Source organism: Salinispora oceanensis (assembly GCF_000383575.1).
Classification (GTDB): domain Bacteria; phylum Actinomycetota; class Actinomycetes; order Mycobacteriales; family Micromonosporaceae; genus Micromonospora; species Micromonospora oceanensis.
Genome location: NZ_KB911579.1, coordinates 4548118 through 4572891, shown reverse-complemented (window position 1 = coordinate 4572891; position 24774 = coordinate 4548118). Strand labels below are relative to the sequence as shown.

The 24774-nt window shown below is 72.4% G+C and carries 12 protein-coding genes; 5 read left to right on the top strand and 7 right to left on the bottom strand.

Annotated elements, in window-relative coordinates; genetic code table 11:
• Positions 1-167 precede the first annotated feature (167 nt).
• A complete protein-coding gene (locus SALPAC4_RS0120915) occupies positions 168-3038 on the top strand; it encodes an ATP-binding protein (protein ID WP_019872010.1) in 2871 nt (956 codons plus the stop codon).
• Here SALPAC4_RS0120915 and SALPAC4_RS0120910 read toward each other — a convergent pair whose 3' ends face one another.
• From SALPAC4_RS0120910 to SALPAC4_RS0120880, 7 genes are read right to left on the bottom strand one after another with little or no spacing between them, the layout of a single operon-like run.
• Positions 3039-4730 carry an acyl-CoA carboxylase subunit beta gene (locus tag SALPAC4_RS0120910; RefSeq protein ID WP_019872009.1) on the bottom strand — a complete coding sequence of 564 codons (1692 nt, stop codon included), beginning with the start codon at positions 4728-4730 and terminating at the stop codon, positions 3039-3041.
• Positions 4727-4954 carry an MbtH family protein gene (locus SALPAC4_RS0120905; RefSeq protein WP_019872008.1) on the bottom strand — a complete coding sequence of 76 codons (228 nt, stop codon included), beginning with the start codon at positions 4952-4954 and terminating at the stop codon, positions 4727-4729. The genes SALPAC4_RS0120910 and SALPAC4_RS0120905 overlap by 4 nt, the downstream gene beginning before the upstream one ends.
• Positions 4951-6186, bottom strand: a complete 1236-nt coding sequence (locus SALPAC4_RS0120900; RefSeq protein ID WP_019872007.1) for a metal-dependent hydrolase family protein — start codon at positions 6184-6186, stop codon at positions 4951-4953. Before SALPAC4_RS0120900 ends, SALPAC4_RS0120905 begins: the two co-directional genes overlap by 4 nt.
• Positions 6183-10373, bottom strand: a complete 4191-nt coding sequence (locus SALPAC4_RS25760; RefSeq protein WP_050564999.1) for a type I polyketide synthase — start codon at positions 10371-10373, stop codon at positions 6183-6185. Before SALPAC4_RS25760 ends, SALPAC4_RS0120900 begins: the two co-directional genes overlap by 4 nt.
• A complete protein-coding gene (locus SALPAC4_RS0120890) occupies positions 10373-14740 on the bottom strand; it encodes a MupA/Atu3671 family FMN-dependent luciferase-like monooxygenase (RefSeq protein ID WP_019872006.1) in 4368 nt (1455 codons plus the stop codon). The genes SALPAC4_RS25760 and SALPAC4_RS0120890 overlap by 1 nt, the downstream gene beginning before the upstream one ends.
• Positions 14740-19833 (bottom strand): non-ribosomal peptide synthetase, encoded by a 5094-nt coding sequence (locus SALPAC4_RS0120885; RefSeq protein ID WP_019872005.1) that lies wholly within the window; start codon positions 19831-19833, stop codon positions 14740-14742. The genes SALPAC4_RS0120890 and SALPAC4_RS0120885 overlap by 1 nt, the downstream gene beginning before the upstream one ends.
• The gene (locus SALPAC4_RS0120880; RefSeq protein ID WP_019872004.1) at positions 19830-20648 is read right to left on the bottom strand and encodes a DUF5829 family protein; all 819 of its coding nucleotides are present in this window, start codon (positions 20646-20648) and stop codon (positions 19830-19832) included. Before SALPAC4_RS0120880 ends, SALPAC4_RS0120885 begins: the two co-directional genes overlap by 4 nt.
• A 541-nt stretch (positions 20649-21189) precedes the next feature.
• Here SALPAC4_RS0120880 and SALPAC4_RS0120875 point away from each other — a divergent pair.
• The 4 genes from SALPAC4_RS0120875 to SALPAC4_RS0120860 all read left to right on the top strand — a co-directional run bounded on the left by SALPAC4_RS0120875 (position 21190) and on the right by SALPAC4_RS0120860 (position 24754).
• Positions 21190-21969 carry an AfsR/SARP family transcriptional regulator gene (locus SALPAC4_RS0120875; RefSeq protein ID WP_027644930.1) on the top strand — a complete coding sequence of 260 codons (780 nt, stop codon included), beginning with the start codon at positions 21190-21192 and terminating at the stop codon, positions 21967-21969.
• Positions 21970-22251: 282 nt separating this feature from the next.
• Positions 22252-23274 carry a beta-ketoacyl-ACP synthase III gene (locus SALPAC4_RS0120870; RefSeq protein WP_019872002.1) on the top strand — a complete coding sequence of 341 codons (1023 nt, stop codon included), beginning with the start codon at positions 22252-22254 and terminating at the stop codon, positions 23272-23274.
• 17 nt (positions 23275-23291) lie between these two features.
• Positions 23292-23537 (top strand): acyl carrier protein, encoded by a 246-nt coding sequence (locus SALPAC4_RS0120865; protein ID WP_018731024.1) that lies wholly within the window; start codon positions 23292-23294, stop codon positions 23535-23537.
• Positions 23534-24754 (top strand): beta-ketoacyl-[acyl-carrier-protein] synthase family protein, encoded by a 1221-nt coding sequence (locus SALPAC4_RS0120860; RefSeq protein ID WP_019872001.1) that lies wholly within the window; start codon positions 23534-23536, stop codon positions 24752-24754. The genes SALPAC4_RS0120865 and SALPAC4_RS0120860 overlap by 4 nt, the downstream gene beginning before the upstream one ends.
• Positions 24755-24774: the final 20 nt, after the last annotated feature.

The following is a 24774-nucleotide window of genomic DNA, read 5'->3' as shown; positions in this document are numbered from 1 at the left end:
CAATAATCCACCGTGGAGTTTAACGCGCTACAGTAGCATACTGTTCAAGGCGCCCAGCCGACCGGCCACAGCGCCGATTGCCACGACAATCGTCGATATGCCCTGTGCGGCAGAACAGCCGGACGGAGTCACCCCGACGGATGTCGGCTCAACGGCGATAGGGGGCGATGGTGCACCGTTTCGGCGCGGCACTCTCCACGGCCACCGACGATCACGCGGCGACGAGTCTCGGCCCCGCCGGCCCCCTTGTCGGCCGGTGCGGGGAACTCGACCTCTTCCGGCTTGCCCTCGACCGCGCCCGCGCGGGGCGAACCCAGATTCTCGTCGTCACCGGCGACCCGGGCATCGGGAAGAGCCGGCTACTCGCCGAGTTCCGGCACGTCGGCACAGAGCAGGGGCTCCGGGTCCTCGCCGGACGCGGCTACCCGCTGTACCGCCGGTCCTCCTACGCGCCGCTGCTGGAGGCGCTGGCCGACATCGACCAGCCGGCCGAAGCCAGCACGGCCGGCCTTCCGACGCCGTTCGGCTCGGTCACCGACATCGGGTCACTGCCGCACCACCCCGACCAGGCAAGCCAGGCGGTACTCGCGCGGCTGGTCGGCGCCCCGGCCACACCCACCAGCCTGCTGCTCCTCGACGACATCCACCACGCGGACGATGACACCACCCGGCTGATCGGTGGGCTGGTCCGCGAGACGCCCCGGCTGCCCCTCGTGGTCGTCCTGGCCTACCGGCAGCGGCAGGCGCCGCTGCGCCTGCACACCCTGTTGGCCGACAGCAGGACCATCCGCAACCTGCGACTCGGTCCGATCAGCGAGGACGACGCCGCCGCGCTGATCGGCAGGGATCGCAGCCGCTCCACCGTCCGCGAGCTCTACGACGCCAGTCACGGAATCCCGCTCTACCTGGAATCCCTGGCCCGGCTCGGACACCATCCAGGCCAGACCACTGTCGCCGGCTGCCCGCAACTACTCAACTCGACCAACCTCCGACTGCTCGGCGAGGTCGAGCAGGCGTCGAGAGCGGCACGCCAGCTCGCCCACGCGGCGGCGGTGGCCGGCGCGCCGTTCAGCGCCGACCTACTGGCCGAGGTGACGGGTCACGACGAGCAAGACGTCGTCGAACGCCTCGATGAGCTGACCGCTCTCGATCTCGTCCGCCCCACCCGGGATGGACGCCGCTACGGCTTTCGGCACCCCCTGCTGTGCCAGGCCCTCTACCAGGACATCAGCCCGGGGCAGCGGATCGCGCTGCACGCCCAGACGATGGCGGTGCTCCGGCGACGCGGCGCCAGCGCCACCGCCCTCGCCCACCACCTGCAGCACGCCGCCCCACGGGGTGACCTGGCCGCGGTGGCGGTGCTGGAACGGGCCGCGGCCACGGCCCGGCGCGTCTCACTCGCCTCGTCGGTGGCCTGGCTGCGTGCCGCGCTGCGCATCCTACCCGCCGACACCGACCGCCGACGTCGAGCGACCCTACTGGTCAGCCTGGCCGAGGCGCTCGGCCTCAACGGTCAGCTCGAGGCCAGCCGGGAGGTCATGCACGAGGCACTGGAACTGTTGCCGGCGACCCCGGCCGACCGGCGTGCCCGCGCGATGGCGTTCTGCGTGCTGATCGAGCGCCTGCTGTTACACCGGGAAGAGGCCGACGCACTGCTGCGCGCGGAGCTGAGCAGCCCCCACCAGCAGGATGGCATGGCCCGGGCCATCCTGCTGTTCGAGCGGGCCTCCGGAGAACTCGCCGCGGGTGAGATCGACGCGGGCCGGGCCAACGCCGTCCAGGTGCTGCGCCGCAGCCAGCGCCACCGCGTGCGGCCCTACCAGGCCGCGGCGCTGGGTCTGCTGGCGATGGCCGACGCCGCCCGTGGCGACCTGCCTGCCGCCGGCCGCCACCTCGACGAGGCCGCGAACCTACTGGACGCCATGCTCAACGGCGAGTTCACGGCGAGTCACCAGGCTGCCATCTCGGTGGTCTGGGGTGAAGTGCTGCTCGAACGCTGGGACAACGGCCTCCGGCACCTGGAGCGGACGCTGGCCTCCGCGACACGAGCGGAGCAGAGCCTCGTGCTGCACCCGCTCTACCTCGCCAAGGTGATCGCCCTGCGGAGTCGGGGTCGGTTGGGAGAGGCCACCGACGCTACCCGAGAGGCGCTCGCCCTGGCCCAGCGTTCCGGCAGTGGTCTGCTTCTCGCCTGTGCCCTGGCCATGCAGCGGTGGATCGGCGCGTTGACCGGTGACGACGGCGGCCTGGCGCACGTTGGTCCCGCCGAGGCCCACCTACCCGGCATCGACCAATGGAAGTCGATGCTCGCCCGCCGGATGCTGGCCGACGCGTACGTCGTCGGGAACGATCCGGCCGCTGCCACCGCCCTCGTGGAGCGGGCCGGCGGGCTGTCGCTGGACCGCACCGAACACTGTTCGCGTCCGGTGTGGGCGGAGATCATGACTCGTGCCGCGCTGGCCCTTGGTCAGCTCGAGAGCGCGCAGGCGTGGGCCGACCGGGCCGAAGAGACGGCGGAGCCGCTGGGCCTGTCCGGCCGTACCGGGCTGGCACTGTTGGCACGCGCACAGGTCGCGGCGGCCCGGGGTAACGCCGACGCGTACCCCCTGTCCGAGCGCGCCGCGGCCACGTTGAACGACGCAGGCCTGGTGCTCGACGCCGCCCGTGCCGTGCTGGTCGGCGGAACCGTGCTCGCCGTTGAGGGGCAGTTCGAGCGGGCCGCCGCCGACCTCAAGGCCGCCGAGTTGGCATTCCGGGAGTGCGGCGCCGTGACGTACCTGAAACAGGCCCGATTGGAACGCCGACGACTCGCCGCCCGCGTCCCCCGCCGCCGGCACCACCTGCAGCAGGCCGGAGTCGCCTCCCTGACCAGACGCGAACGTCAGGTCGCCACGCTGGTCAGCGAGGGGCTGACCAACCGCCACATCGCCCAACGGCTCTTCGTGACCGAGAAGACCGTCGAGATGCACCTGGCGCACATCTTCACCAAGCTCAACGTGACCTCACGGGTGGCCGTCGCCCTGTGCGTGGCGGACTGATCACAGCGGGATGTTGGAGTGCTTGCGGGGCGGGGACACCACCCGCTTCGTGCGCAACGTCCGGAAGGCCCGCTGCACCCACACCCGGGTCTCCGACGGCACGATCACGTCGTCCACGCTGCCCCGCTCGGCCGCAATGTACGGGCTGACCAATCGCTGTTCGTACTCCTCGTACAACGCCTGCCGGCCCGTCCCGTCCGCCTCGGCGAGCTCCCGAGGACAGAGCAGGCCCACCCCGCTGGCCGCCCCCATCACGCCGATCTGGGCGGTCGGCCAGGCCGCGCAGAGGTCCGCGCCGAGTTCCTTCGCGCCCATGACCGCGTACCCGCCGCCGAACGCCTTGCGGACGATGACGGTGACCTTCGGGACGGTGGCCTCGATGTAGGAGAACCCGAGCTTCGCCCCGCGTCGGATGATGCCATGGTGCTCCTGCGCGGCTCCGGGCAAGAAGCCGGGCACGTCCACGAGGGTGAGCAGCGGGACACTGAAGGCATCGCAGAAACGGACGAAACGCGCACCCTTCTCGGAGGCGTCGATGTCCAGCGCGCCCGCCAGCCACTGGGGGTTGTTCGCCACGACACCGACCGTGCGGCCGTCGACCCGCGCGAACCCACACAGCAGGTTGCGTGCAAACCGGTCATGCACCTCCAGCAGCTCGCCGTCGTCGACCAGGTGGGTGATGACCGCCCGCATGTCGTACCCGCGCTCCGGTGCGTCCGGGATGATCCGGTCGAGGACGAGGTCTGCCCCGGTGACCTCCGGATCCGAAACCACCGGCAGGGCGGGCGGCTCGTCGAGATTGTTCGAGGGCAGGTAGCCGAGCAGCTCGCGGACGTAGTCGATGGCGTCCTGCTCGTCGGTCGCCAGGTAGTGGGCGTTGCCGGTGCGCTCGGTGTGCACCCGCGCCCCGCCGAGCTCCTCCAAACCGATGTCCTCGCCGGTGACCGCTCGGATCACCGCCGGTCCGGTGACGAACATGTGGGCGGTGCGCTCCACCATCACCACGAAATCCGTCGCCGCCGCCGTGTACACCGCGCCGCCGGCGCAGACGCCCATGATGAGTGAAAGCTGCGGGATCACCCCGGAGGCACCGACCACCCGGCGGGCCACCCGGCCGTACGCGGCGAGCGCAAGTACCCCCTCCTGCAGGCGGGCGCCGCTCGAGTCGTTGATACCGACCACCGGGCAGCCCGTCTGCACCGCCAGTTCTAGCAGCTTGCCCACCTTCTCGCCGAAGACCTCCCCGACACTGCCGGAGAGCGTGCTGCCGTCCTGCGCGTACACGCAGACGGGCCGTCCGTCGACAGTGCCGTAGCCGGTAACCACTGCGTCGCCGTACGGGCGGTCCGCCTCGATGCCATAGTGCCGCGCCCGGTGTCGGGCGAGCCGATCGGTCTCCACGAACGAACCCTCGTCCAGCAGGTGCTCGATCCGGTCCCGGGCGGTCATCCGCCCCAGGGCCACCAGTCGGCGGGCCAACCGGGCCGACCCGGGCTGTCGCGCCTGCTCCCGACGGCTACGCAGGTCGGCGATCCGCTCCGCGGTCGTCACCGCCGGATTTGCGGACCCCGGTGCGGCCGGCGGATCCGCGGACCGACCGCCGGCCGAGGCCGCCGGCCCGGTGGAGCTGGTCGCCGCGCCGGAGGTGTCCGGCGTCGCGGTCGGGCGACCCGTCCGTGACGGTGCGCTCACGCCTGCTCCGCGGCCACCCGCAGGCTGCGCGGACGCAGGTCCGTCCAGATCGCATCAATGTGCGCCAGACACGCCGACCGATCACCGGTGAACCCGGTCGGGGTCCAGCCGCCGGGCACGGGAGCGCCGTCCTCCCAGATCGAGTACTGCTCCTCGTCGTTCACGACCACGACGTACCGCTCCTCGTCCACCTGTCCGTCCTCCCTCTCGTCGGCCGCGCTCACCTGCGGACGTCCTTGACGATCCGGCCGCCCTTGACCACCAGCACGACCCGTTCCGGGTCGCCAAACGCCGCTGGCTCCACCAGCGGATCGAAGTCGACCGCCACCAAGTCGGCCAGCTTGCCCACCTCGACCGAACCGACCTGCCCGTCAATCCGCATGATCCGGGCGTTGACCGAGGTCGCCGAGATGATCGCCGCCATCGGCCCTAGAACTGCCGCCTTCAGGGCGACCTCCCGGCCGCGGCCCCGCTGGTCGGGGCCGATCAGATCCGAACCCGAGCCGACCAGCACCCCGGCCGCCCGGGCAGCCAACATCCCGTCGACCATCCCCTGCTCGGTGTCGCCCACCCGATCCCGGATCTGCGGGGGCAGCCCGTGCTGCGCGAAGTCGTCCAGCAACGACCGGGCGATGGTCAGCGTCGGCACCAGGTGCACGCCCCGGTCGGCCATCATGGCCGCCGTCGGCTCGTCAATGCCGGTGCCGTGCTCCACGCAGCCGACTCCGGCGCGCACCGCGTTGCGGATCCCGTGAACGTTGTGTGCGTGCACCGTCACGTACGTGTTCCGGGCGGCGGCCTCCTGGACGGCCACCTCGATCTCACCGAGGGTGAACTGGGTGTCGGAGAGATCGTCCGCGATGGACACCACTCCGCCGGTGACCGACATCTTGAGGAACGACGCGCCCTGCCGAAAGCACTCCCGGGCGGCCCTGCGCACCTCGTCCGGCCCATCGGAGATCCGCCCCACCGCGGTGAGGCCTCGGACCCGGAAGTGGAACTGCGCGTCCGGCGGCAGGAACGGCGAGCCGAGGTGACCGTGCCCCCCGCACTGGGTCAACGGCGACGCCGACGCCCAAATCCGCGGCCCGGGCACGAGGCCACGCCCCACGGTTCGCAGCACGCCGTGGTCGATTCCACCGCAGTCGCGGACCGTGGTGAAGCCGCTCTCCAGGGTCTCGCGCAGGTTGCGGAAAATGTCCGCCGCCCGTTCGGCTACCGACAGCTCCGCACTGAGCATGGCACGCATCTCGCTGGAGTAGCCGAGGTGTACGTGAGCGTCGATCAGCCCGGGCAGTAGGGTGAGCCCGCTCAGGTCCAGCACGTCGGCGTCGGCGGGCGGACGTTGCTCCCCCACGGCGTGGATCCGATCGCCGTTGACGAGCACGTCGGCGCGGGGCACGGGTTCACCTCCCAAACCGTCAATCAACGTCGCACCGGTGAGCAGCGTGGTCATGGACGGGGCTCCTCCCCCTCGGGCGCCGATTGCTGCGGGCCTGGCAACCAGCCCGCCCGGACGAAGTGGCCGAACATCTTGTCGAAGAAGGGCTCGTCAAGGTCGGGTGCCCGCGATGCCTCGGGGGGCAGACCGGCCAGCACGTTGCCGCAGTCCATCCGGGGCATGTCCCGGTCCGCCACCTCGCCCAGCATCGCCATCAGTGGGGCGAGCGCGTTCGCCGCGTCGTCCTCCTCGACCGCCCTGGTCAGCTCCGCCCGCCAGTCGTCCCAGCTCAACGACCGCACCTGGTGACCACAGCGACGGAGTTGCGCGAAAATCGTGTTCCAGGCCAGCGGCACCGGGTGCACGGTGTGGAAGGTCGCTCCCCGGCTCCCGGGCCGGACCGAGAGCCCGACCACCAGCCGCGCCACGTGGTCGACGCTGGCCACCGCCAGTTCGTATCGGCGAGCCGGGGCGGCGCCCAGCTCGACGCAACCCTGGATCACCTTGGTCACGTAGTCCTCGCGGTTGGCCGCCCCGGTTCGGCTGTCGGGCAGCACCGCCCCGGCCCGGTAGACCGAGACCGGAACGCCGCGTTCCCGGGCCAGCCCCACCAGCCCCTCGGCCACCCACTTGCTCTGGCTGTACGCGGTGTCGTGCCCGACGGGCGGCGGCAGGGGGTCGTCCTCCCGGACCTCCGACACGCCGGTGGCCACCGCGCCGGCGAGTACGGCCAGCGTGGAGATGTGGTGCACCGGCTTCAGCACGGTGGTGGTGGCCAGCCGGAGCACCTCCTCGGTGCCGCGGACGTTGGTGGCCCGCAGGAACCGGTACGGGCGGACGAAGTTGACCTGGGCTCCGCAGTGGTAGATGACGTCGAGCTCGGTGGCCTGCCGCGCGTACTCCTCGGCGGCGAGCCCCAGCCGCGGAAGGCTCAGGTCGCCGGGGATCACGTAGATCCGCTCGGCGCCCGGCCACCGCAGCCCGTACGATTCCAGGGCAGCCCGCAGCCGTTCCGCGCCCTCAGCCGGATCAGCGGCCCGGACCAGGCACCGAATCTGCGCCGAGGTGCGCTCGGCCAGTTCGGCGCAGAGGAACGCCCCGACGAAGCCGGTAGCGCCGGTGAGCAGCACTGTTCGGGGCGGACCGGACCAGGGTGCGGGCAGTCCGGCGGCGGTGATCGCGGGGTCGAGCACGACGTCCGCAGCCAGGTCGTCACCGGCGGCCATGGCCGGGTCGACGGCCCGCCCGTCGGCCAGCGCGGCGTGTGCCGCGACGGTCGGCGTCTGGAGCACCTGGCGAGCGGTGATGTCTCGGCCGCTGAGCCGGCGCAGTTCCCGGGCCGCCTGAGTGATCATGAGGGAGTGGGCGCCCAGGGAGAACAGGTCCACGTCCACCCCGATCCGGTCGACGCCCAGCAGGTCGGACCAGAGTGCGGCCACCTGACGTTCCCGCTCGGTGCGCGGCGGAAGGTGGTCGTCGGGCCCGATGTCCTCGGTGCGGGCCGGCTCCTGCGGTTCGTCGGACTCGGTGTGGACGGCGTGCCCCGGGGAGATCCAGTACCGGCGGCGTTGGAAGGGGTATCCGGGGAGGCTGACGCGCTGCGGCCGGTCCTGGCCGTGCACCGCCCGCCAGTCCACCTCGACCCCGGCCTGCCACAGCCGGCCGAGGGCCCCGGCGAGGTGGGCCAGTTCCGGCTCCGGCGCGCGCGGGTGCCCCATTGACGAGATCGCTTGGGGCATCGGTACCAGCCCGGCGGTGGAGGCCAGGGCGGTCAACCCCTCCCCCGGCCCGACCTCCAACAGCAGCCGGTCGGGCTCGGCGAGCGCCGTGCGCAAGCCGGCGCCGAAGCGGACCGGCTCCCGCAGGTGCCGGGCCCAGTAGTGCGGGTCGGTGGCCTCCTCCGCGGTGATCCAGGCGCCGGTCACGCAGGACACGAACGGGATCCGTGGCGCCCGCGGGCGCAGCGCCTTCACCCGGCGGGTGAATACGTCTAGGTACGGCTCGACCATCCAGGAGTGGCTCGCCACCGGCACGTTGATCCGGCTGCACTCCACCGCCCGCCCGACCAGCTCGGCGGCGAACCGGTCGATGTCGAGGTCCGGTCCGGCGACGACGGTGAGCCGAGGCCCGTTGACGGCGGCGACCGACAGCCGCTCGTCGAGCAGCGGCTCCACCTCCTCGACCGGCGCGGCCACCGTCAGCATCCGGCCCGGGGGCAGTTGGGCAAAGAGCTCACCCCGGGCCAGGGTGATCTCCAGGGCGTCGGGCAGGTCGAAGACCCCGGCCACACAGGCGGCGACGTACTCGCCGAGGCTGTGCCCGATCATGCCGACGGGCCGTACCCCCCAGGCCTGCCAGAGGCTCGCCAGGGCGTACTCGGTGACGAAGAGGGCGGAGACTGCGACCGGCCCGGCGGCACGGCCGAGGCTCCGACGTCGGCGCGCCGCTCCGGTCAGCGACGGGTACAGCACGGCACGCAGGTCCACGTCGAGCCGGGGCCGCAGCAACTCCGCGCAGCGGTCCACCTCGGCGCGGAAGACCGGCTCGGTGCGGTAGAGGTCCCGGCCCATCTCCTGGTGTTGGAAGCCGCCGCCGGGGAATGCGAAGACCGCCCGACGGTCCCGGTCGCCGGTCCGGGTGTGCAGCCGCCCCGGCTCTGCGCCGCCGAGGACCGCCGCCGCGTCGGCGCTGTCCCCCGCCACCACGATCCGGCGCACCTCGTGGGTACGCCGCCCATCCTGGAGTGTGAAGGCCACGTCGGGGAGGTCCAGCTCGGGATGGGCCGCCAGGTGTGCGCCGAGCCGCTCGGTGAGCCGGTCCAGGGCCGCCCGGCTCTGGGCAGACAGCGGTAGCACCTGCCACGGCCGGCCGTTGGTGGTCGCGACTCGTGCCGGCGCCTCCTCCAGCACCGCGTGCGCGTTGGTGCCGCCCACCCCGAACGAGCTGACCCCGGCTCTGCGCGGCTGCGGACCGGGCGCCCACGGGGTGAGCCGGGTCGGCACGTAGAACGGGCTCTCGGCAAGGCACAGTTCGGGGTTGGGCGCGGTGAAGTTCACGCTCGGTGGGATCTGTCGGTGCCGCAGGGCCAGCGCGGCGCGCATCAGCCCGGCCGCCCCGGCCGCCGCGTCGAGGTGCCCCACGTTGGCCTTGACCGAGCCGAGGGCACAGTAGCCGCGCCGATCGGTGCCGGCGCGGAACGCCCGCGTCAGGGCCGCCACCTCGATCGGATCGCCGACGGCGGTGGCGGTGCCGTGCGCCTCCAGGTAACCGATCGATCCGGCGTCGACACCGGCGACGGCCTGGGCCGCGGCGACCACCTTCGCCTGCCCGTGAACGCTGGGCGCGGTGAACCCGGCCTTGTTCCGCCCGTCGTTGTTGACCGCGGTGCCGCGGATGAGGGCGTAGACGTGGTCACCGTCCTCGACCGCGTCCGCGAGCCGACGCAGCAGCAGCACCACCGCACCGTTGCCCGGTACGGTGCCCGAGGCGGCGACGTCGAACGGGCGGCAGTGCCCATCGGCGCTGAACAGGCCGCCGTCGACCACCGGATAGCCGGCCCGCAGCGGCAGGTTGACCGTGACCCCGCCGGTCAGCGCCAGGTCCGACTCGTAGCTGAGCAACGACTGGCAGGCCAGGTGGACCGCCACCAGCGAGGTCGAGCAGGCCGTCTGGACCGTGCAGGCCGGCCCGTCCAGGTCGAACAGGTAGGCCAGCCGGGTCGCGAGGAAGTCCTTGTCGTTGAAGATTCGCGCGGCCGGCGCCATCGGGGACCGCATGAACCGCGGGTTCGTACCCAGGTTCGCGGCCAGGTACTTGTTCATGAACGTGCCGACGAAGACGCCGATCTGCCCCCGGGTCCCCGCGGGATGGTGCCCGGCGTCCTCCAGCGCCGTCCAGGCGCATTCCAGCAGCACCCGCTGCTGCGGGTCCAGCACCTCGGCCTCACGGGCGGTGAGGCCGAAGAAGTCCGGGTCGAATGCGTCCGCGTCGTCGATCACCGCGGCGGCGGGAACGTAGTCGGGCGCGTCCAGCGCCTGTGCCTCCACGCCGGCGGCCAGCAACTCCGACCGGTCGAACCGGGAGATCGACTCGACGCCGTCGCGCATCGCCGCCCAGAACGGGTCGACCCCCTCGGCGCCGGGCACCCGGGCCGCCATCCCGACGATCGCGATCGGCTCCGCGCCGTCGTACTCCTCGGTCATCAACTGCTCCGCTCTCGACGGTGGCGGGCGGTGGCGGCGTACCGAGCGGTCCGGCGATCGGCCGACCGCCGGACCTGGTCCAGCTCCTCGTCCAGGGCATCCGTACCGGCGGTCAGCGAGGCCGCCAGCTCGTGCAGGGTGGGATACCGGAAGATGTCCACCAGGGACACCCCGGCGACCCCGCGGGCCAGCAGCCGGCTGCGCGCCTGGACCGCGAGCAGCGAGTTGCCGCCCACGCTGAAGAAGTGGTCGTCGGCGCCGATCCGGTCACGGCCGAGCAGCTCCGCCCAGACGTCGGCGATGATGCGTTCCAGGTCCGTCCGCGGCGGCCGGTACGCGGTCGTCCGCTCCTCGAGGCCGTCGGGCAGCCGTCCCCGGTCGACCTTCCCGTTCGGGGTCACGGGCAGCGCCGCGAGCAGGACCACCCGGGCCGGCACCATGTACTCCGGCAGGCTCTCCCGGGCGAACGTGCGAACGTGCTCCGGCTGCGGGTCGGAATCGGCCGCCGGTACGCAGTAGGCCACCAGCGTCGCGTGCGCCCCCTCACCCCGGACCAGCACGACCGCGCTGCGCACCTGTGGGTGCGCGGCGATCACGTTCTCGATCTCACCGAGCTCGATCCGGTGCCCGTGGATCTTCACCTGGGCATCGATCCGGCCGAGAAACTCCAGCCTGCCGTCGGGCCGCCAGCGAGCCAGGTCGCCGGTGCGGTAGAGCCGGCTCCCGTCGGCCCGGTAGGGGTCGGGTACGAACCGCTCGGCGGTCAGACCGGGCTGCCGGTGGTAGCCGCGCGCCACCCCCTCCCCCCCGATCAACAGCTCGCCGGGGGCGTTGAGCGGCACCGGCCGCAGCCGCGCGTCAACGACGTAGGCCCGGGTGTTGGCCAGTGGGCGCCCGATGGTCACCGGCCCGCCGTCGGGGCGCACCGGGTCGGTGGTGGCCCAGACAGTGGCCTCGGTCGGACCGTACATGTTGTGCACGCTCCCGGGCACGGCGGCGGCCAGGCTCGCCGCCAGCGGGGCCGGCAGCGCCTCCCCACCCACCAGCAGGTGGCGCAGGTCACCCAACGTGGCCCGGGACGGCGGATCGTCGGCGAGCACCCCGGCCAGGGACGGGGTGCACTGCAGGTGGGTGATGCCGCAGCGACGCAGCTGGTCGCCGATCGGCTCGTCGTCGAGTGCGGCGGCCCGCCGGGCCGTCACGATCCGCCGTACGCCGGCCAAGTGCTCCAGGCTGGCGAGCACCTCCCCGTGCGGCACGCCGAAGTCGACCAGACAGGCGATCTCGTCCACGCCGATGCGCTTGAGCCGGTCGACCGTGTCGGCGCAGCGCTCCGGCGCGCCGAGCAGGGCCGCGGTGTCGAAGAAGCGGTCGAAGGCCCGCTCGACCAGCTCGGCCAGCTCGTCGGCGGGGAGGTCCCGGAAGTCTCCGGGCCGGCCGAGCGCCGCCCCCAGGCCGGAGAGCAGGTCGAACGACGACTGGATATATGCCTTGAGCGGCTCACGGACCAGCTTCCGCACCCGCTCGGTGTCCGGGTCGACGAAGGTGTGCACCATCAGCGCCACGTGGCCGTCCCCGTCGTGCCCCGCCGCGCGCCACGCCCGCCGGTACGCCTCGATCTTGCCGGCCAGCTCCTCAACGGTGTGCCCCAGCAGATGGGTGAGCAGCCCCGCGCCGAGCTGACCGGCCAGCTCGAAGGTCTCCACGTTGCGGGCGCTGGTCACCCAGACCGGCAACCGTTCCTGCACCGGCCGGGGGTGGGTGCCGACCCGCACCTCGGCCCCGGTGCCGCCACGTCGGGTCACCGTCTCACCGGCCCACAGCCGCCGCACCTCGGCGAGCGCGGTCACCATGCGCGCCTTGCGGTCGGCGTAGTGCTCGGGGGCGAGGGCGAAGTCGGTTGGCTGCCAGCCGGAGGCGATGGAGATGCCGGCCCGACCGTGTGAGATGTTGTCCAACACCGCCCACTCCTCCGCCACCCGCAGCGGGTCGTGCAGCGGCAGGACGACGCTTCCGGCCCGCACGGCCACCCGCTCGGTCACGGCGGCGACCGCCGCCCCGGTCACCGCCGGGTTCGGGTACAGCCCGCCGAACTCGTGGAAGTGCCGTTCCGGGGTCCAGACGGCGGCGAAGCCGTTGCGGTCGGCGAACCGGGCGCCGTCGAGCAGCAGTCGGTAGCGGTCGGCCGGGTCGGCGCCGTCGTCGCCGCCGAAGTAGAAGAGGCTGAAGTCGACGTGCCGGGCCTGCACCTCCGCCGGCACCGCCCCCTCGTGCCCCTGCCGCTCATCCGCCCGTAGCACCACCCGGTGCCCCCGGGCCAGGGTCCAGAGCAGCTCCAGCACCGAGATGTCAAAGGAGACGCTGGTGACGGCGAGCCAGGTACCCGGCTCCCCGGCACCCAGCACCGCGTCCATGCCGACGAAGAAATTGCCGACGTTGCGGTGTGTCACCAGGACCCCTTTGGGTCGCCCGGTGGAGCCAGAGGTGTAGGTCAGGTACGCCAGGTTCTCCGGGCGTGGGCGCACGGCGGGCGCACCGGGCGTGGCCTCCACCACGTCGTCCAGCAGCAGCCGGGGCACCGGCAGCGGCTCAAGCCGGCCGCCCAGCCCCGAGTGGGTGACCACCACGGGCGTGCCGGAGTCCGCCACCATGAACGACAGCCGCCCCACCGGGTACGTCGGATCCAGCGGCAGATAGGCCCCGCCGGCCTGGAGAATGCCGAGCAGGGTGACCACCAGATCGACGCCGCGGTCGAGGAACACCCCGACGGGGACGTCCGGTCCGACCCCCACCGCGCGCAGCCGCGCCGCCAGCCGCTCGGCCCGCTCGTCGAGCTGTCGGTAGGTCAGGGCCTCCTCCGGGGCCTGCCGGGCCTCGCGCAGCACCGGCAGGCCCGGCGTCTCGGCGACCCGCCGGGCGAACAACTCGTGCACCAGGGTGTCCGGCGGCTGGGCCGCGGCGGTGTCGTTCCAGTCGACGAGCATCCGCCGCCGCTCGTCGGGGGTCAGCACCGGCAGGTCGTCGATCGGCAGGTCCGGGTCGGCGATCCCGGCAGCCAGCACAGTACGAAACCCGTCGGCCAGCCGACCTGCGGTGCCGCGTTCGTACAGGTCCTCGCTGTACTCGATGCGGGCCGACAGGACGTCGTCGACCCGGGTCACACTGACACTCAGGTCGAACTTGGCGGTGCCGCTGTCACCGGGCACCGGTCGTACCCGGGCACCGGTCAGCTCCAGCCCGCGCGGGTCCGCCTCGTGGTAGCTGAACAGCACCTGGAACAGCGGGTTGTGGGCCAGGTCCCGGTTCGGATGCAGCTGCTCCACCAGCAGCTCGAACGGCAGCTCCTGGTGGGCCACCGCGGCCCGCGACTCGTCCCGGGCCCGACACACCAGTTCCCGGAACGTGGGCCGCCCGGTCACGTCCAGCCGCTGCACGAGTGTGTTGGCGAAGAAGCCGACCAGCCCGTCGAGCTCCGGACGGAGACGCCCGGCGACCGGGGAGCCGACCACCACCTCGTTGCCGCCGGTGTGCGTCCGGACCAGCACCGCGAAGGCCGCCAGCAGCACGGCGTAGGGTGTCGCCCCCACCGGCCGGCCCACCGCCGCGACCGCCGCCGCGCCCGGCAGGTCGACGGACAGGTGCCCGCCCCGGTAGGTCTGGGTCGGCGGCCGCGGCCGGTCCGTCGGCAGGCTGGCGACGTCCGGCACTCCGCGCAGCCGCTGGTGCCAGTAGGCGATCACCTCCCGCGGCCCGCCGTCGCGCAGCTCGGCGACCTGCCACTCGGCGAAGTCGGCGTACTGGGTCACCGGCTCGTCAAGGCCCGCGGGTGTCCCGTCAACGGCCAGGCGGTACAGCGCGGAGATCTCCCGCTCCAGCACCCGGATCGACCAGCCGTCGCAGGCGATGTGGTGGACCGTCAGGCAGAGCCGGTGTTCGGTGGGGCCGACGCGCAGCAGGGTGACCCGGAGCAGCGGCCCGGTCGTCAGGTCGAACCCGGTCCGGGCCTCCCGTCGCGCCATCTCCTCGTCGTCGTCAACGTCGGCCACGGCGATCCGGATCGGAGCGGCGGGCGCTACCACCTGACGAGGCTGGCCGTCAACGGTGCGAAAGACCGTGCGCAGCGCCTCGTGCCGGCGGACCAGCTCGGTGAGCGCCCATTCCAGGGCCGGCACGTCCAGCGGGCCGCTGACCCGCCAGCCGAGCGGGATGTTGTAGACCGGATTCTCCGGGTCGAGCTGGTCGAGGAACCACAACCGCTGCTGTGGGTACGACAACGGGTGGCTGCGCCGCGCCCGCTGCCGTAGTCGCTCGGCGAGCAACGCCCGACGGGCAGAGCTACCGTCGGCGGGCGGGACGGTGTCGGTCATCAGTTCGCCTCGCCTTCCGCCAAGTCGGCGAGCAGGCGTTCCACCTGCTCGTCGGAGAGTTCATCGACCTTGTCGAGCAGGTGTTGCGCGGCGCGCGGGGCGGACTGCCGGATCTCCGGGGCCGCCGTCCGCAACCGGTCCGCCGCGTCGACCACCGACGCGAGGTGGGCGACGGTGGGTCGCTCCAGGAAGGCACGCAGTGGCACGCCTCGGCCGAACTCCTGGTTGGTCAAGGTGACCAGGCGCATGGCCAGCAGCGAGTGCCCGCCGAGGGCGAAGAAGTCGTCGTGGCGGCCCACCCGCTCCACTCCGAGCAGGGCGGCGCTGAGCTGCGCGATCGACTGCTCTGTCGGCCCGGTCGGCGGGGTGCTGTCGGCGACGGTGGCGGCGTGGCCCAGCTCGGCAACCGGGAGCGCCGCGCGGTCCACCTTGCCGTGCGCGTTGAGCGGCAGCGCCGGCAGCGCGACGATGCGCGCTGGCACCAGGTACGGCGGCAGTCGCTCAGCGAGGAATTCGCGCAGCGCTGCCGGGGACGGGGCCGCGCCCGCCGCCGTCACGAAGGCCACCAGCCGCTGGCCACCGCCGTCGCCGACCACGGTCGCCACCGCACCGGCCACCGCCGGGTGGTTCACCAGGGCCGCCTCCACCTCACCCGGCTCGATCCGGAATCCCCGGATCTTGACCTGGTCGTCCGCCCGGCCGAGGAAGTCCAGCCTGCCGTCGGGCCGCCAGCGAACCAGGTCCCCGGTGCGATAGAGCCGGCTGCCGGCACCGGCGAACGGGTCTGGCACGAAACGCTCCGCGGTCAGACCGGGCCGGTCGACGTACCCACGGGCCACCCCCGGGCCGCCCAGGTACAGCTCCCCGGTCACGCCCGTGGGCACCAGTGCGAGGTGCCGGTCCAGCACGTACGCGGTGGTGTTGGCGATGGGGCGTCCGATCGGGACGGTGGTCGCCTCGTCGGGCACGTCGTCGATCTCGCCCACGACGGCGAAGGTCGTCGTCTCGGTCGGTCCGTACCCGTTGAGCACTCGCCGGGGCCGCGCGGACGAGCGCAGTAGCCGCCGGACCCGCTCGGCGTGGAGCGCCTCCCCTCCAACGAGCAGGTTCGTCACCCCGGCGAAGCTGTCCGGGTGGGTGGCCATCGCCTCGTTGAACAGCGCCGAGGTGAGGAACATGCTGGTTACGCCGTACCGACGCAGCCACTCGCCGAGCCCTCCGGCAGTGAGCATCGCCTCCTTCGGCACCACGCAGACCGTCCCGCCGTGCAGCAGTGCGCCCCACAGTTCGAAGGTCAACGCGTCGAACGACGCATCGGCGACCTGCGCGAACCGCTCCCCCGGCCCGAACCGCACGTAGTCGGTGGCCCGCACCAGCCGCAGCACGGCCCGGTGGTCCACCATCACGCCCTTGGGCCGCCCGGTGGAACCGGAGGTGTAGAGCACGTACGCCAGGCTCGTCGGCACGGCCGCCGGCCGCCTCGACGCCTCCGCCGGCTCGTCGACCCGGTCGAGCAGCACCAGGTCGGCCCGGGCCGAGTCGGGCAGTCGGCTGGCCAACGCCCGCCGGGACACCACCACCGCTGCCCCGCAGTCGGCCAACATCCAGCCCAGCCGGCCCACCGGGTAGCCGGGATCGAGGGGAACGTACCCGCCGCCGGCCTTGAGCACCGCCAGCAGGACGGTCACCAGTTCGGGGCCCCGCTCCAGGAGGACACCCACCGGTGTGTCGCGCCCGACCCCGCGGTCGCGCAGGCGACGGGCCAGCTTCTCCGCGCGGGTGTCCAGCTCGGCGTAGGTCAGGGTGGTCTCGCCGTCGGTCAGGGCGGGCGCGTTCGGGCGAGCGGCGACCTGGTCGGCGAAGACCTCCGGGATGCTGCGGTCCGCCCCGAACGCGGTCCGGGTCCCGCGGCCGGCGGTGAGTAGCCGGTCCGTCTCCTCGGCGGTGAGCAGCGGCGTTTGTCCCACCGGCCGGTCCGGCGCGGCCATCGCCGCCGCCAACAGCCGCTGGTAGCGGTCGACCAACGTACGGATCGTGTCGGCGTCGAACAGGTCGGTGGCGTACTCCCAGATCAGGGTGATGGGGGCAGCGTCGTCCCGCGGGCCGTGACCGGCCAGCTGCTCGTCGCGGGGCAGCACCACGATGTTGAGGTCGGTCTTGGCCGAACCGTTGTGCCGTTCCAGCACGGTGCCGGTGAGCCCGGCGAACCGGGGCGGCGGCAGCGCCGAGTCGTGGAAGCTGAACATCACCTGGAACAGGGGGTTACGCGACAGGTCCCGCTCCGGCGCCAGCCGCCGGACGAGCCGGTCGAACGGGACGTCCTGCCACTCGTACATCCGGGCCGCCATGTCGTGGGTTCGGCGGACCAGTTCCGCGAATCCGGGGCGGCCACTCAGATCGATCCGCAGCGGCAGGGTGTTGACGACCATGCCCAGCATCCGCTCAATCGCGGCGATCCGCCGGTTGGCCACCCCGCTACCGATGACCAGGTCCTCCTGCCCACTGTGGCGGGACAGCAGGGCGGCGAAACCGGCGAGCATGGTCGGGTAGAGGGTGACTCCGTGCTCGCGGCTGAACCGGCGCAACCGTCGGCACAGGTCGACGCGCAGGTCCACCCGGAACGCGTCGCCGGCGAAGCTCTGCACCGACGGCCGCGGTCGGTCGGTCGGCAAAGCCAACGCCGCGGGAGCTCCGGCCAGCTCCGCCGCCCAACGCTCCACCTGCCGGTCCAGCACCTCGTCCCGCAGCCAGGAGCGCTGCCACCGGGCGAAGTCGGCGTACTGTGGGGGCCCGGGCAGGGGCACCGGGCGGCCCTGCGCCAGCGCGGCGTACACGACGCCCAACTCGTCCAGGAAGACCGCGTACGACCAGCCGTCGTGGACGAGGTGATGTTCGACGTGGACCAGGGTGTGGTCGTCCTGGTCGTGGCGAATGAGCGCCCATCGGACCAGCGGTGGATGGCGCAGGGCGAACGGCTCCGTGAGGAACCTGGCCACCTGCCGCTCCGCCACCTCCTCCCGTTGCGCCGAAGGCAGGTGCGACAGGTCGGTCACCGGCAGCTTCACCGGCAGGGGCGGATGTATCCGCTGCTCCGGGCCGGCGCCCTCATCCACGAAGGCGGTACGCAGGATCTCGTGCCGGCGGACCAGCTCGTTCAACGCGGCCCGCAGCACGTCCTGATCCAGCGGACCGCGCAGCCGCAGGGTCGCCTGGGCGTGGTAGGCCCGGTTGCCCGGCGACAGCTGCTCCAGGTACCAGATCCGCTCCTGTGGGTACGCCAATGGGAGGGGGCGGGTGCGGTCGGTGGGCACCAGCGGCGGAAGTCCGGGCGGCTCGCCCGCGTCCACCAGTTCGGCGAGCGCCTCGACGGTGGGTGCGCGGTGAAAAGCCGACAGCGGCACCTCGCGTCCCAGCTCGGCTCGGATCCGCGCGACCAGCCGCCCGGCCAGCAGCGAGTGCCCGCCAAGCGCGAAGAAGTCGTCGGTCACCCCGACCTCGCCGAGCCCCAGCAGCTCCCCGACCAGGGCGGCCAGGGTGGTCTCGGTGGCGGAGCGGGGAGCCACCCGATGGGTGGTGATACCGGCGCTGCTCCGGTCGGGCGTGGGCAACGCGGCCCGGTCCACCTTGCCGCTGGGAGTCAACGGCAGCTCATCCAGCGCCACCACGGCTGAGGGCACCAGGTACGCCGGCAGCCGGGCGGCGAGGTATGCGACCAGCGGCTCCGGTCGTGGCTCGTCGCCGACGGCGTACGCCACCAGGCGGGGGCCGCCGGCGTCGTCACGGACCACCACGGCCGCGTCCCGGACCGCCGGATGTTCCCGGAGCACGGCGGTGACCTCGTCCGGCTCGATCCGGAAGCCACGCAGCTTGACCTGGTCGTCGAGGCGGCCCAGGAAGGTCAGCCCGCCGTCCGGGGCACGCCGGACCAGGTCGCCGGAGCGGTAGAGGCGCGCGCCGGGCAAGCCGGTGAACGGGTCGGGCACGAACCGTTCGGCGGTCAGGGTGGGCGCCCCGTGGTATCCCCGGGCCACCCCGGCCCCGCCGATGAGTAGTTCGCCCGGCTCCCCGTCGGGCACCGGCCGCAGGTGCGCATCCACGACGTGCACGGACACGCCGTGGATCGCCGTTCCGATGCCGGGTCGACTGTCCTTGGGGGAGACCGTGGTGGCGGTCGCCCAGACGGTTGTCTCCGTGGGGCCGTAAGCGTTGATCATGATGCGGCCCGGTGCCCACCGACGGGCCAGCGCCACCGGCAACGGCTCCCCCGCGCTCACCAACATTCGCAGGTCGGGCAGTTCCTCGCCGGCCGGGAGGGTGGCGAGCACCGAAGGTGGCAGCGTGACGTGGGTGATCCGCAGCTCGCGGAGGGTGGCGGCCAGGTCGGGGCCGGGTGCGATGGCCGGCCGTGGGGTGAGCACCAGTGTCGCCCCGGCGGCCAGCGCCATGGCCAGCTCGAAGACGGAGGCGTCGAAGCTGGCGGGTGCGAACTGGAGCACCCGGGCCTGCCGCGGGACGGCGAGCAACTCGGCCTGTGCCCGGCACAGGTTGGCCAGACCGCCGTCGGTGAGCAAGGCACCCTTGGGGCGTCCGGTGGAGCCGGAGGTGTAGATCAGGTAGGCCAGGTCGTCCGGGCCGGTGGCCGGGTCCGGCGGCGTCCCGTCGGCGCCGGCCCCCGGGTCCAGCCGGATCGCCGCGGTGGGCGGCAGCGCGGCGGCCGTGGCCGCCGTGGCGACCAACGCCCGCGCGCCGGAGTCGGTCACCATGTGCGCCAACCGCTCGGCCGGGTACGCCGGATCCAACGGCACCCAGACCGCTCCGGCCCGGAGCACCCCGAGGATCGTCACCACCAGCTCGGGTGAGCGCTCGAGCGCCACCGCCACGACGCTGCCGCGGCCCACCCCCTGTCGGCTCAGCAGCACAGCCAGCCGCGCTGAGCGCCGGTCCAGGTCGGCGTAGCTGACCCGCTCGTCGCGGTACTCCAGCGCCACCGCCTCCGGCGTGCTCCGGGCTGCGGCGAGGAGCCGGCGGTGGCTGGGCACGTGTCCGGTGGCGCCCGACAGGTCACGGTCGGCGGTGCCGTCGAGGCCGCTCACCGCCGTAGCTCCGCGGGATCGACCGGGGTGAAGCTCCACCGGGCCCGGTCGTCGGGCCCGACAGCCAGCCGGCAGGTCGCGCCGAAGTGATGCTCAGCCGCGTCCACAGTGGCGGTGAGGGCGACCTCGACCTCGGTCAGCCCCTCAACCGCGGTGTCGTCCGGGCGTAGCCGTAACCGGAGGCTGCCGTCGTGGACCATGGTGTCAGCGCCGTCGCTGTCGTGGGCGTATCCGAGCGCGCCGAGCACGGTGGCCACCCGCCGGACGCGTTCCGGGCGCAACCGTAGGGTGGCGCCGGCGATGTCGGCCATCAACGTCTCCGGGCCGGACGACGGTCCGAGCACCCCGTCGAGGTACGCGGCGCGGCTCAGCTCTCCGTCGGGCCCGGGCCGGGCGCCGAGGGTGGCGTAGTACTCGGGGGTCACCTCGTTGAGGAAGAGCACGACGGGGCTGTCCGCGCCGAGGTCGACGCTGACCAGGTGGTACCAGGGGCGGCCGTCGGGTTTGCCCGGCTCGGTTCGCCGGACGAGTTCGTGGTGGGAGCTGACCCCATACTCCTCGGCGAGCAGTCGCCGGGCCTCGAGCGCCGAGCCGACCCGCGGGAACGAGAAGACGAGTCCACCGGTCACCGGCCGGGGACCGGGCACGGGGGCACCGAACAGTTCCAGCAGGGTCTCGCGTCCGGCGAGACCCACCGTCGTGTACCGGCCGGCCAGGGAACTGTTTGCGTTCTTTCCCTTGACCCGGGCGAAGTGGTCGTGGAGGAAGTCATTCGACCGCACTTCGCCGTAGGCGGCACCGTCCAGCAACACCATGAAATGGTCTGGCAATGGTTTTGCGACAGTACGGGTTGGCGTCGAGCCGGTTGCCATGGCAGACCTTCCGTCTTTGTCATCGCCTCTGGAGCCAGCTCGAGTCGACTCGAAAATACGAATTCCCGAGAAGCGATCGAACCGTTCACCGACAGGAGCGAGCATAGGCCAACCGACACCAGCTTCAGCACTAGGGAAAACCCGAGGTTGCGGGTCGGAAGGGAGACATCCGCCAACCAATCGCCCGTCCAGCACGGCCCTGCCGAGCCGGAGTAGCACGAGTCATTCTGATCAGATAGCTACCGCTCGATACACACCTTACAGCCTCTATGTCCGGTCTATCAATATCATCGTCGCGCCCACCTGCCGACACTTCCATTGACACCGGACGCCGGGTCAAGTAAAACTTCCACCAACCCCGCAAGAACGCTTGTGCCGAAACTGGCTTAATTGTTTAAAGATCTCGATGCGGCATTGCTGAAACGCTTGGCCACGTCGCCGTCGACAGGTGCGGCACGGCGAATCGACCACCCTCGGGGGCGAAATGCAACTGTCTGTTCTCGGCCCGATCGCCATCATCACCGAGGCCGGTCGCCAGCCGGTGCGAGGCGAGAAGGTCCGTACGACACTCGCGCTGCTGGCCCTCGACGCGGGCCGGCTCGTGACCTCGGACCGGCTCGTTGACGAGCTCTGGCCCGACCAGCCGATCGGTAACGCCCGCAACGCCCTCCAGGCGCACATCACTCGACTCCGTCGGCTCCTTGACGGCGGACGCGATCATGGGGCGAGGGGATCACTCATCCGGACGATCGGCACCTGCTACCAGCTCGACCTTCCCCCGGAGGCCCTGGACTCCAACCGGTTCCGGCAGTTGGCTGCTCTCGGTGCCGCGACCCGGGCGGAGAATCCACGGCGGGCGGTCGCGCTGCTGGAGGAGGCCTTGCGGCTCTGGCACGGCCCGGCGCTGCTCGACGCCGGCCCTGGCCCCGCCTGCCGGGCGGCCGCCTGCTGGCTGGACGAGAACCGACTGATGGCGAACGAGGATCTGATCGCCGCCCGCCTCGCCCTCGGCGAGGACCGGACCGTGGTGCCCGAGTTGGAGGAGCTCACCGCCCGCTACCCACTGCGGGAACGCTTCACCGAGCTACTCATGGTGGCGCTGTACCGGTGTGGGCGACAGGTCGACGCGGTGAACGCCTACCACCGCCTCCGACTGCGTCTGACCCGGGACATCGGCCTCGACCCCGGTGACCGGCTCCAGAAGCGGTACCTCGAGATTTTGCTCCGGGATCCCGCCCTGCGCGCCTTCGAGGCCGCTGCCTGACCGGCGCCGCGTGGTCTCGAGCCCCGCCGACGCGCGGGCCGGCTGGGGGCGAGACCGGACGCGGCAGGGCACTGCCACGACCACCGGTCGTTATCCGCCCCGCCGTGAGCCGCTGGCGGTTCCGCAGCCTCAGCAACGGAGCTCACGGGTGCTGAGACGGCACCGACCGACCCGCCCGTCAGTACGGCGTCAGTGCACTTTCAGCTTCCGTCGGGAAGGTGGGACCACCGGAACCGGCGATCGGACACGACCGGCCGACACCGGCGCAGGAGGAGGAACGGCATGACCCGCGTAGCGGTCCTTCGGGGAATCGGCAGCTGGCTGCCGCCACGCCGCGTGCCCAACAGCGCCCTCCCCGCCGAGCTGAACACGTCGGACGAGTGGATCAGGCTGCGTACCGGCATCGGCCAGCGATATCTCGCCGAGCCGGGCTCCGCCACCTCCGATCTAGCCGTCCGCGCCGGTGCCCGGGCCCTGGCACACGCCGAGCTGTCCGAGGTGGATGCCGTGGTGGTCACCACCACCACACCGGATCGCCCCTGTCCGGGCATCGCGCCCGAGGTCACCTGGCGACTCGGACTGGGTAACGTCGGCGCCTACGACGTTATGGCGGTCTGCGCTGGCTTCGTCTACGCCCTGGCCAACGCCGCGGGCATGATCGCGGCAGGCATCGTGGACCGGGTCCTGGTGATCGCGGCGGAGACCTTCTCCAGCATCCTCAACCCGCTCGACCGGACCACCGCCGTGATCTTCGGCGACGGCGCGGCGGCGGTGGTGCTGACCAGCGGAGACCCGGACGAGCCGGGCCGCGTGGGCCCCTTCGACCTGGGCAGCGACGGCGAGCACAGCGGGCTGATCGCGATACCCGCCGGTGGGTCCCGGCAGCGGCTCTCCGGTCAGCCCGTGCCACCCGAGGAGCACTACTTCACAATGGATGGCCGGGAGGTGTTTCGGCACGCCGCGCTCCGGATGGCCGCCTCCACCCGAACCGTACTGAACCGCGCCGGCTGGCGCGCCGCGGATCTCGATCACCTGGTCAGCCACCAGGCGAACAGCCGCATCCTGCACCGCCTAGCCGAGGACCTCGGCCTCGACCCGGCCCGCGCGGTCAGCAACATCGCCCGCGTCGGCAACACCGCAGCCGCGTCGATCCCCCTGGCCCTCGCCGACGCTCTCGCCGCGGGCTCCCTACGCACCGGCGACCGGCTGGTGCTGACCGCCTTCGGCGGTGGACTGTCCTGGGGGTCGGTCGCCCTCACCTGGCCGTCACTGACCTACCCGGGGCTGGCCGCGACCAGTCCTTGAGAACGAGGAGCGCACGCATGACCGCAACCACCTATGACCGCTTTGTCGACATCTTGATCACCCGCTTCGAGGTCGAGCCGGAGGAGGTCGGCCCGGACGTCACGTTCGAGGACCTGGAACTGGACTCCCTGTTCCTGGTGGAGCTCGGTCTCGTCGTACAGCAGGAGTTGGGCGTGAAGCTCGACGAACGGGACGCCACCCCACACAGCACGATCTCCGAGACGGCGCAGCTGATCGACGCCCGCCTGGCGACGCCGGCATGACCGGTGGCGACCTCGCGGTGACCGGTCTGGGGTTGGTGACCCCGGCCGGGATCGGCGTCGACGCCACCTGGAGGGGCGTGTGCGCAGGCGCCTCCACCGCGCGGACCGACCCGGAGTTGGCCGATCTGCCCGTCACCTTCTCCTGCCGGGTGCCCGCATTCGAGCCCCGCAGGGCGGTAGGCCGTCGCTCCTGGCAGTACGACCGCTTCGTCCAGCTGGCCCTGGTCGCCGCGCGGGAGGCCATCGCCGACGCCGCGCTGGACTCGGCCACCTGGGACGGCGCGCGGGTGGGCGTGGTGCTGGGGTGTGGTCTCGGCGGGGTAGCGACCTGGGAGACCCAGCACAAGAACCTGCTCGGCGGCGGCCCGCCGACGGTCTCCGCCCTGCTGATCCCGATGCTGGTGCCGAACATGGTCGCCGGGCAGGTCGGCATCGCGCTTCGGGCCACCGGCCCGAACTTCGTTACCGCCAGCGCCTGCGCCTCCGGAGCCACCGCCATCGGCACGGCCCGCGCCCTGCTGCACAGCGGCGCCTGCGACGTGGTGGTCACCGGCGGCAGCGAGGCCGGCGTCAGCCCGCTCATCCTCACCGGTTTCGCCCAGATGACCGCACTGTCCACCCGGGTCGACGACCCGGCCGCCGCCTCGCGCCCCTTCGACGCGGACCGGGACGGCTTCGTTCTGGGTGAGGGGAGCGCCGTACTCGTCCTGGAACGGGCCACGGACGCCCGGGCCCGCGGTGCCCGGGTACGGGCACGCCTACTCGGCTACGGTGCCAGCGCCGATGCGTACCACGCGACGGCGCCAGAGCCCGGTGGGCGGGGCGTCACCCGGGCAATCCGTACCGCGCTCACCGACGCCGGCATAACCCCGTCCGACGTGGACCACGTCAACGCGCACGGCACATCGACCCCGGCCAACGACCGGACCGAGGCCGCCGCCATCGCCCGGACCCTCGGCCCCCGCCCCGCCGTAACCTCGGCCAAAGGCGTGATCGGGCATACGCTCGGCGCCGCCGGCGCCATCGAGGCCGCCCTCACCGTGCTCGCCGTACAGCACGACACCATTCCCCCCACCGCGAACCTGGAACGTCAGGATCCGGAGATCACCGTCGACGTGGTGGCCAGGGCGTCCCGGCACGCCCCGGTGCACGTGGCGATCAGCAACTCGTTCGGCTTCGGCGGCCAGAACGCCGTCCTCGTCTTCGGGAAGGCCTGAACCTGGCCCGGGTGGCGGAG

Coding starts and splice junctions, on each gene's coding strand:
- SALPAC4_RS0120915 (WP_019872010.1), top strand. CDS start 168: ATGGTGCACCGTTTCGGCGCGGCACTCTCCACGGCCACCGACGATCAC.
- SALPAC4_RS0120900 (WP_019872007.1), bottom strand. CDS start 6,186: ATGACCACGCTGCTCACCGGTGCGACGTTGATTGACGGTTTGGGAGGT.
- SALPAC4_RS25760 (WP_050564999.1), bottom strand. CDS start 10,373: ATGACCGAGGAGTACGACGGCGCGGAGCCGATCGCGATCGTCGGGATG.
- SALPAC4_RS0120890 (WP_019872006.1), bottom strand. CDS start 14,740: ATGACCGACACCGTCCCGCCCGCCGACGGTAGCTCTGCCCGTCGGGCG.
- SALPAC4_RS0120880 (WP_019872004.1), bottom strand. CDS start 20,648: ATGGTGTTGCTGGACGGTGCCGCCTACGGCGAAGTGCGGTCGAATGAC.
- SALPAC4_RS0120875 (WP_027644930.1), top strand. CDS start 21,190: ATGCAACTGTCTGTTCTCGGCCCGATCGCCATCATCACCGAGGCCGGT.
- SALPAC4_RS0120870 (WP_019872002.1), top strand. CDS start 22,252: ATGACCCGCGTAGCGGTCCTTCGGGGAATCGGCAGCTGGCTGCCGCCA.
- SALPAC4_RS0120865 (WP_018731024.1), top strand. CDS start 23,292: ATGACCGCAACCACCTATGACCGCTTTGTCGACATCTTGATCACCCGC.
- SALPAC4_RS0120860 (WP_019872001.1), top strand. CDS start 23,534: ATGACCGGTGGCGACCTCGCGGTGACCGGTCTGGGGTTGGTGACCCCG.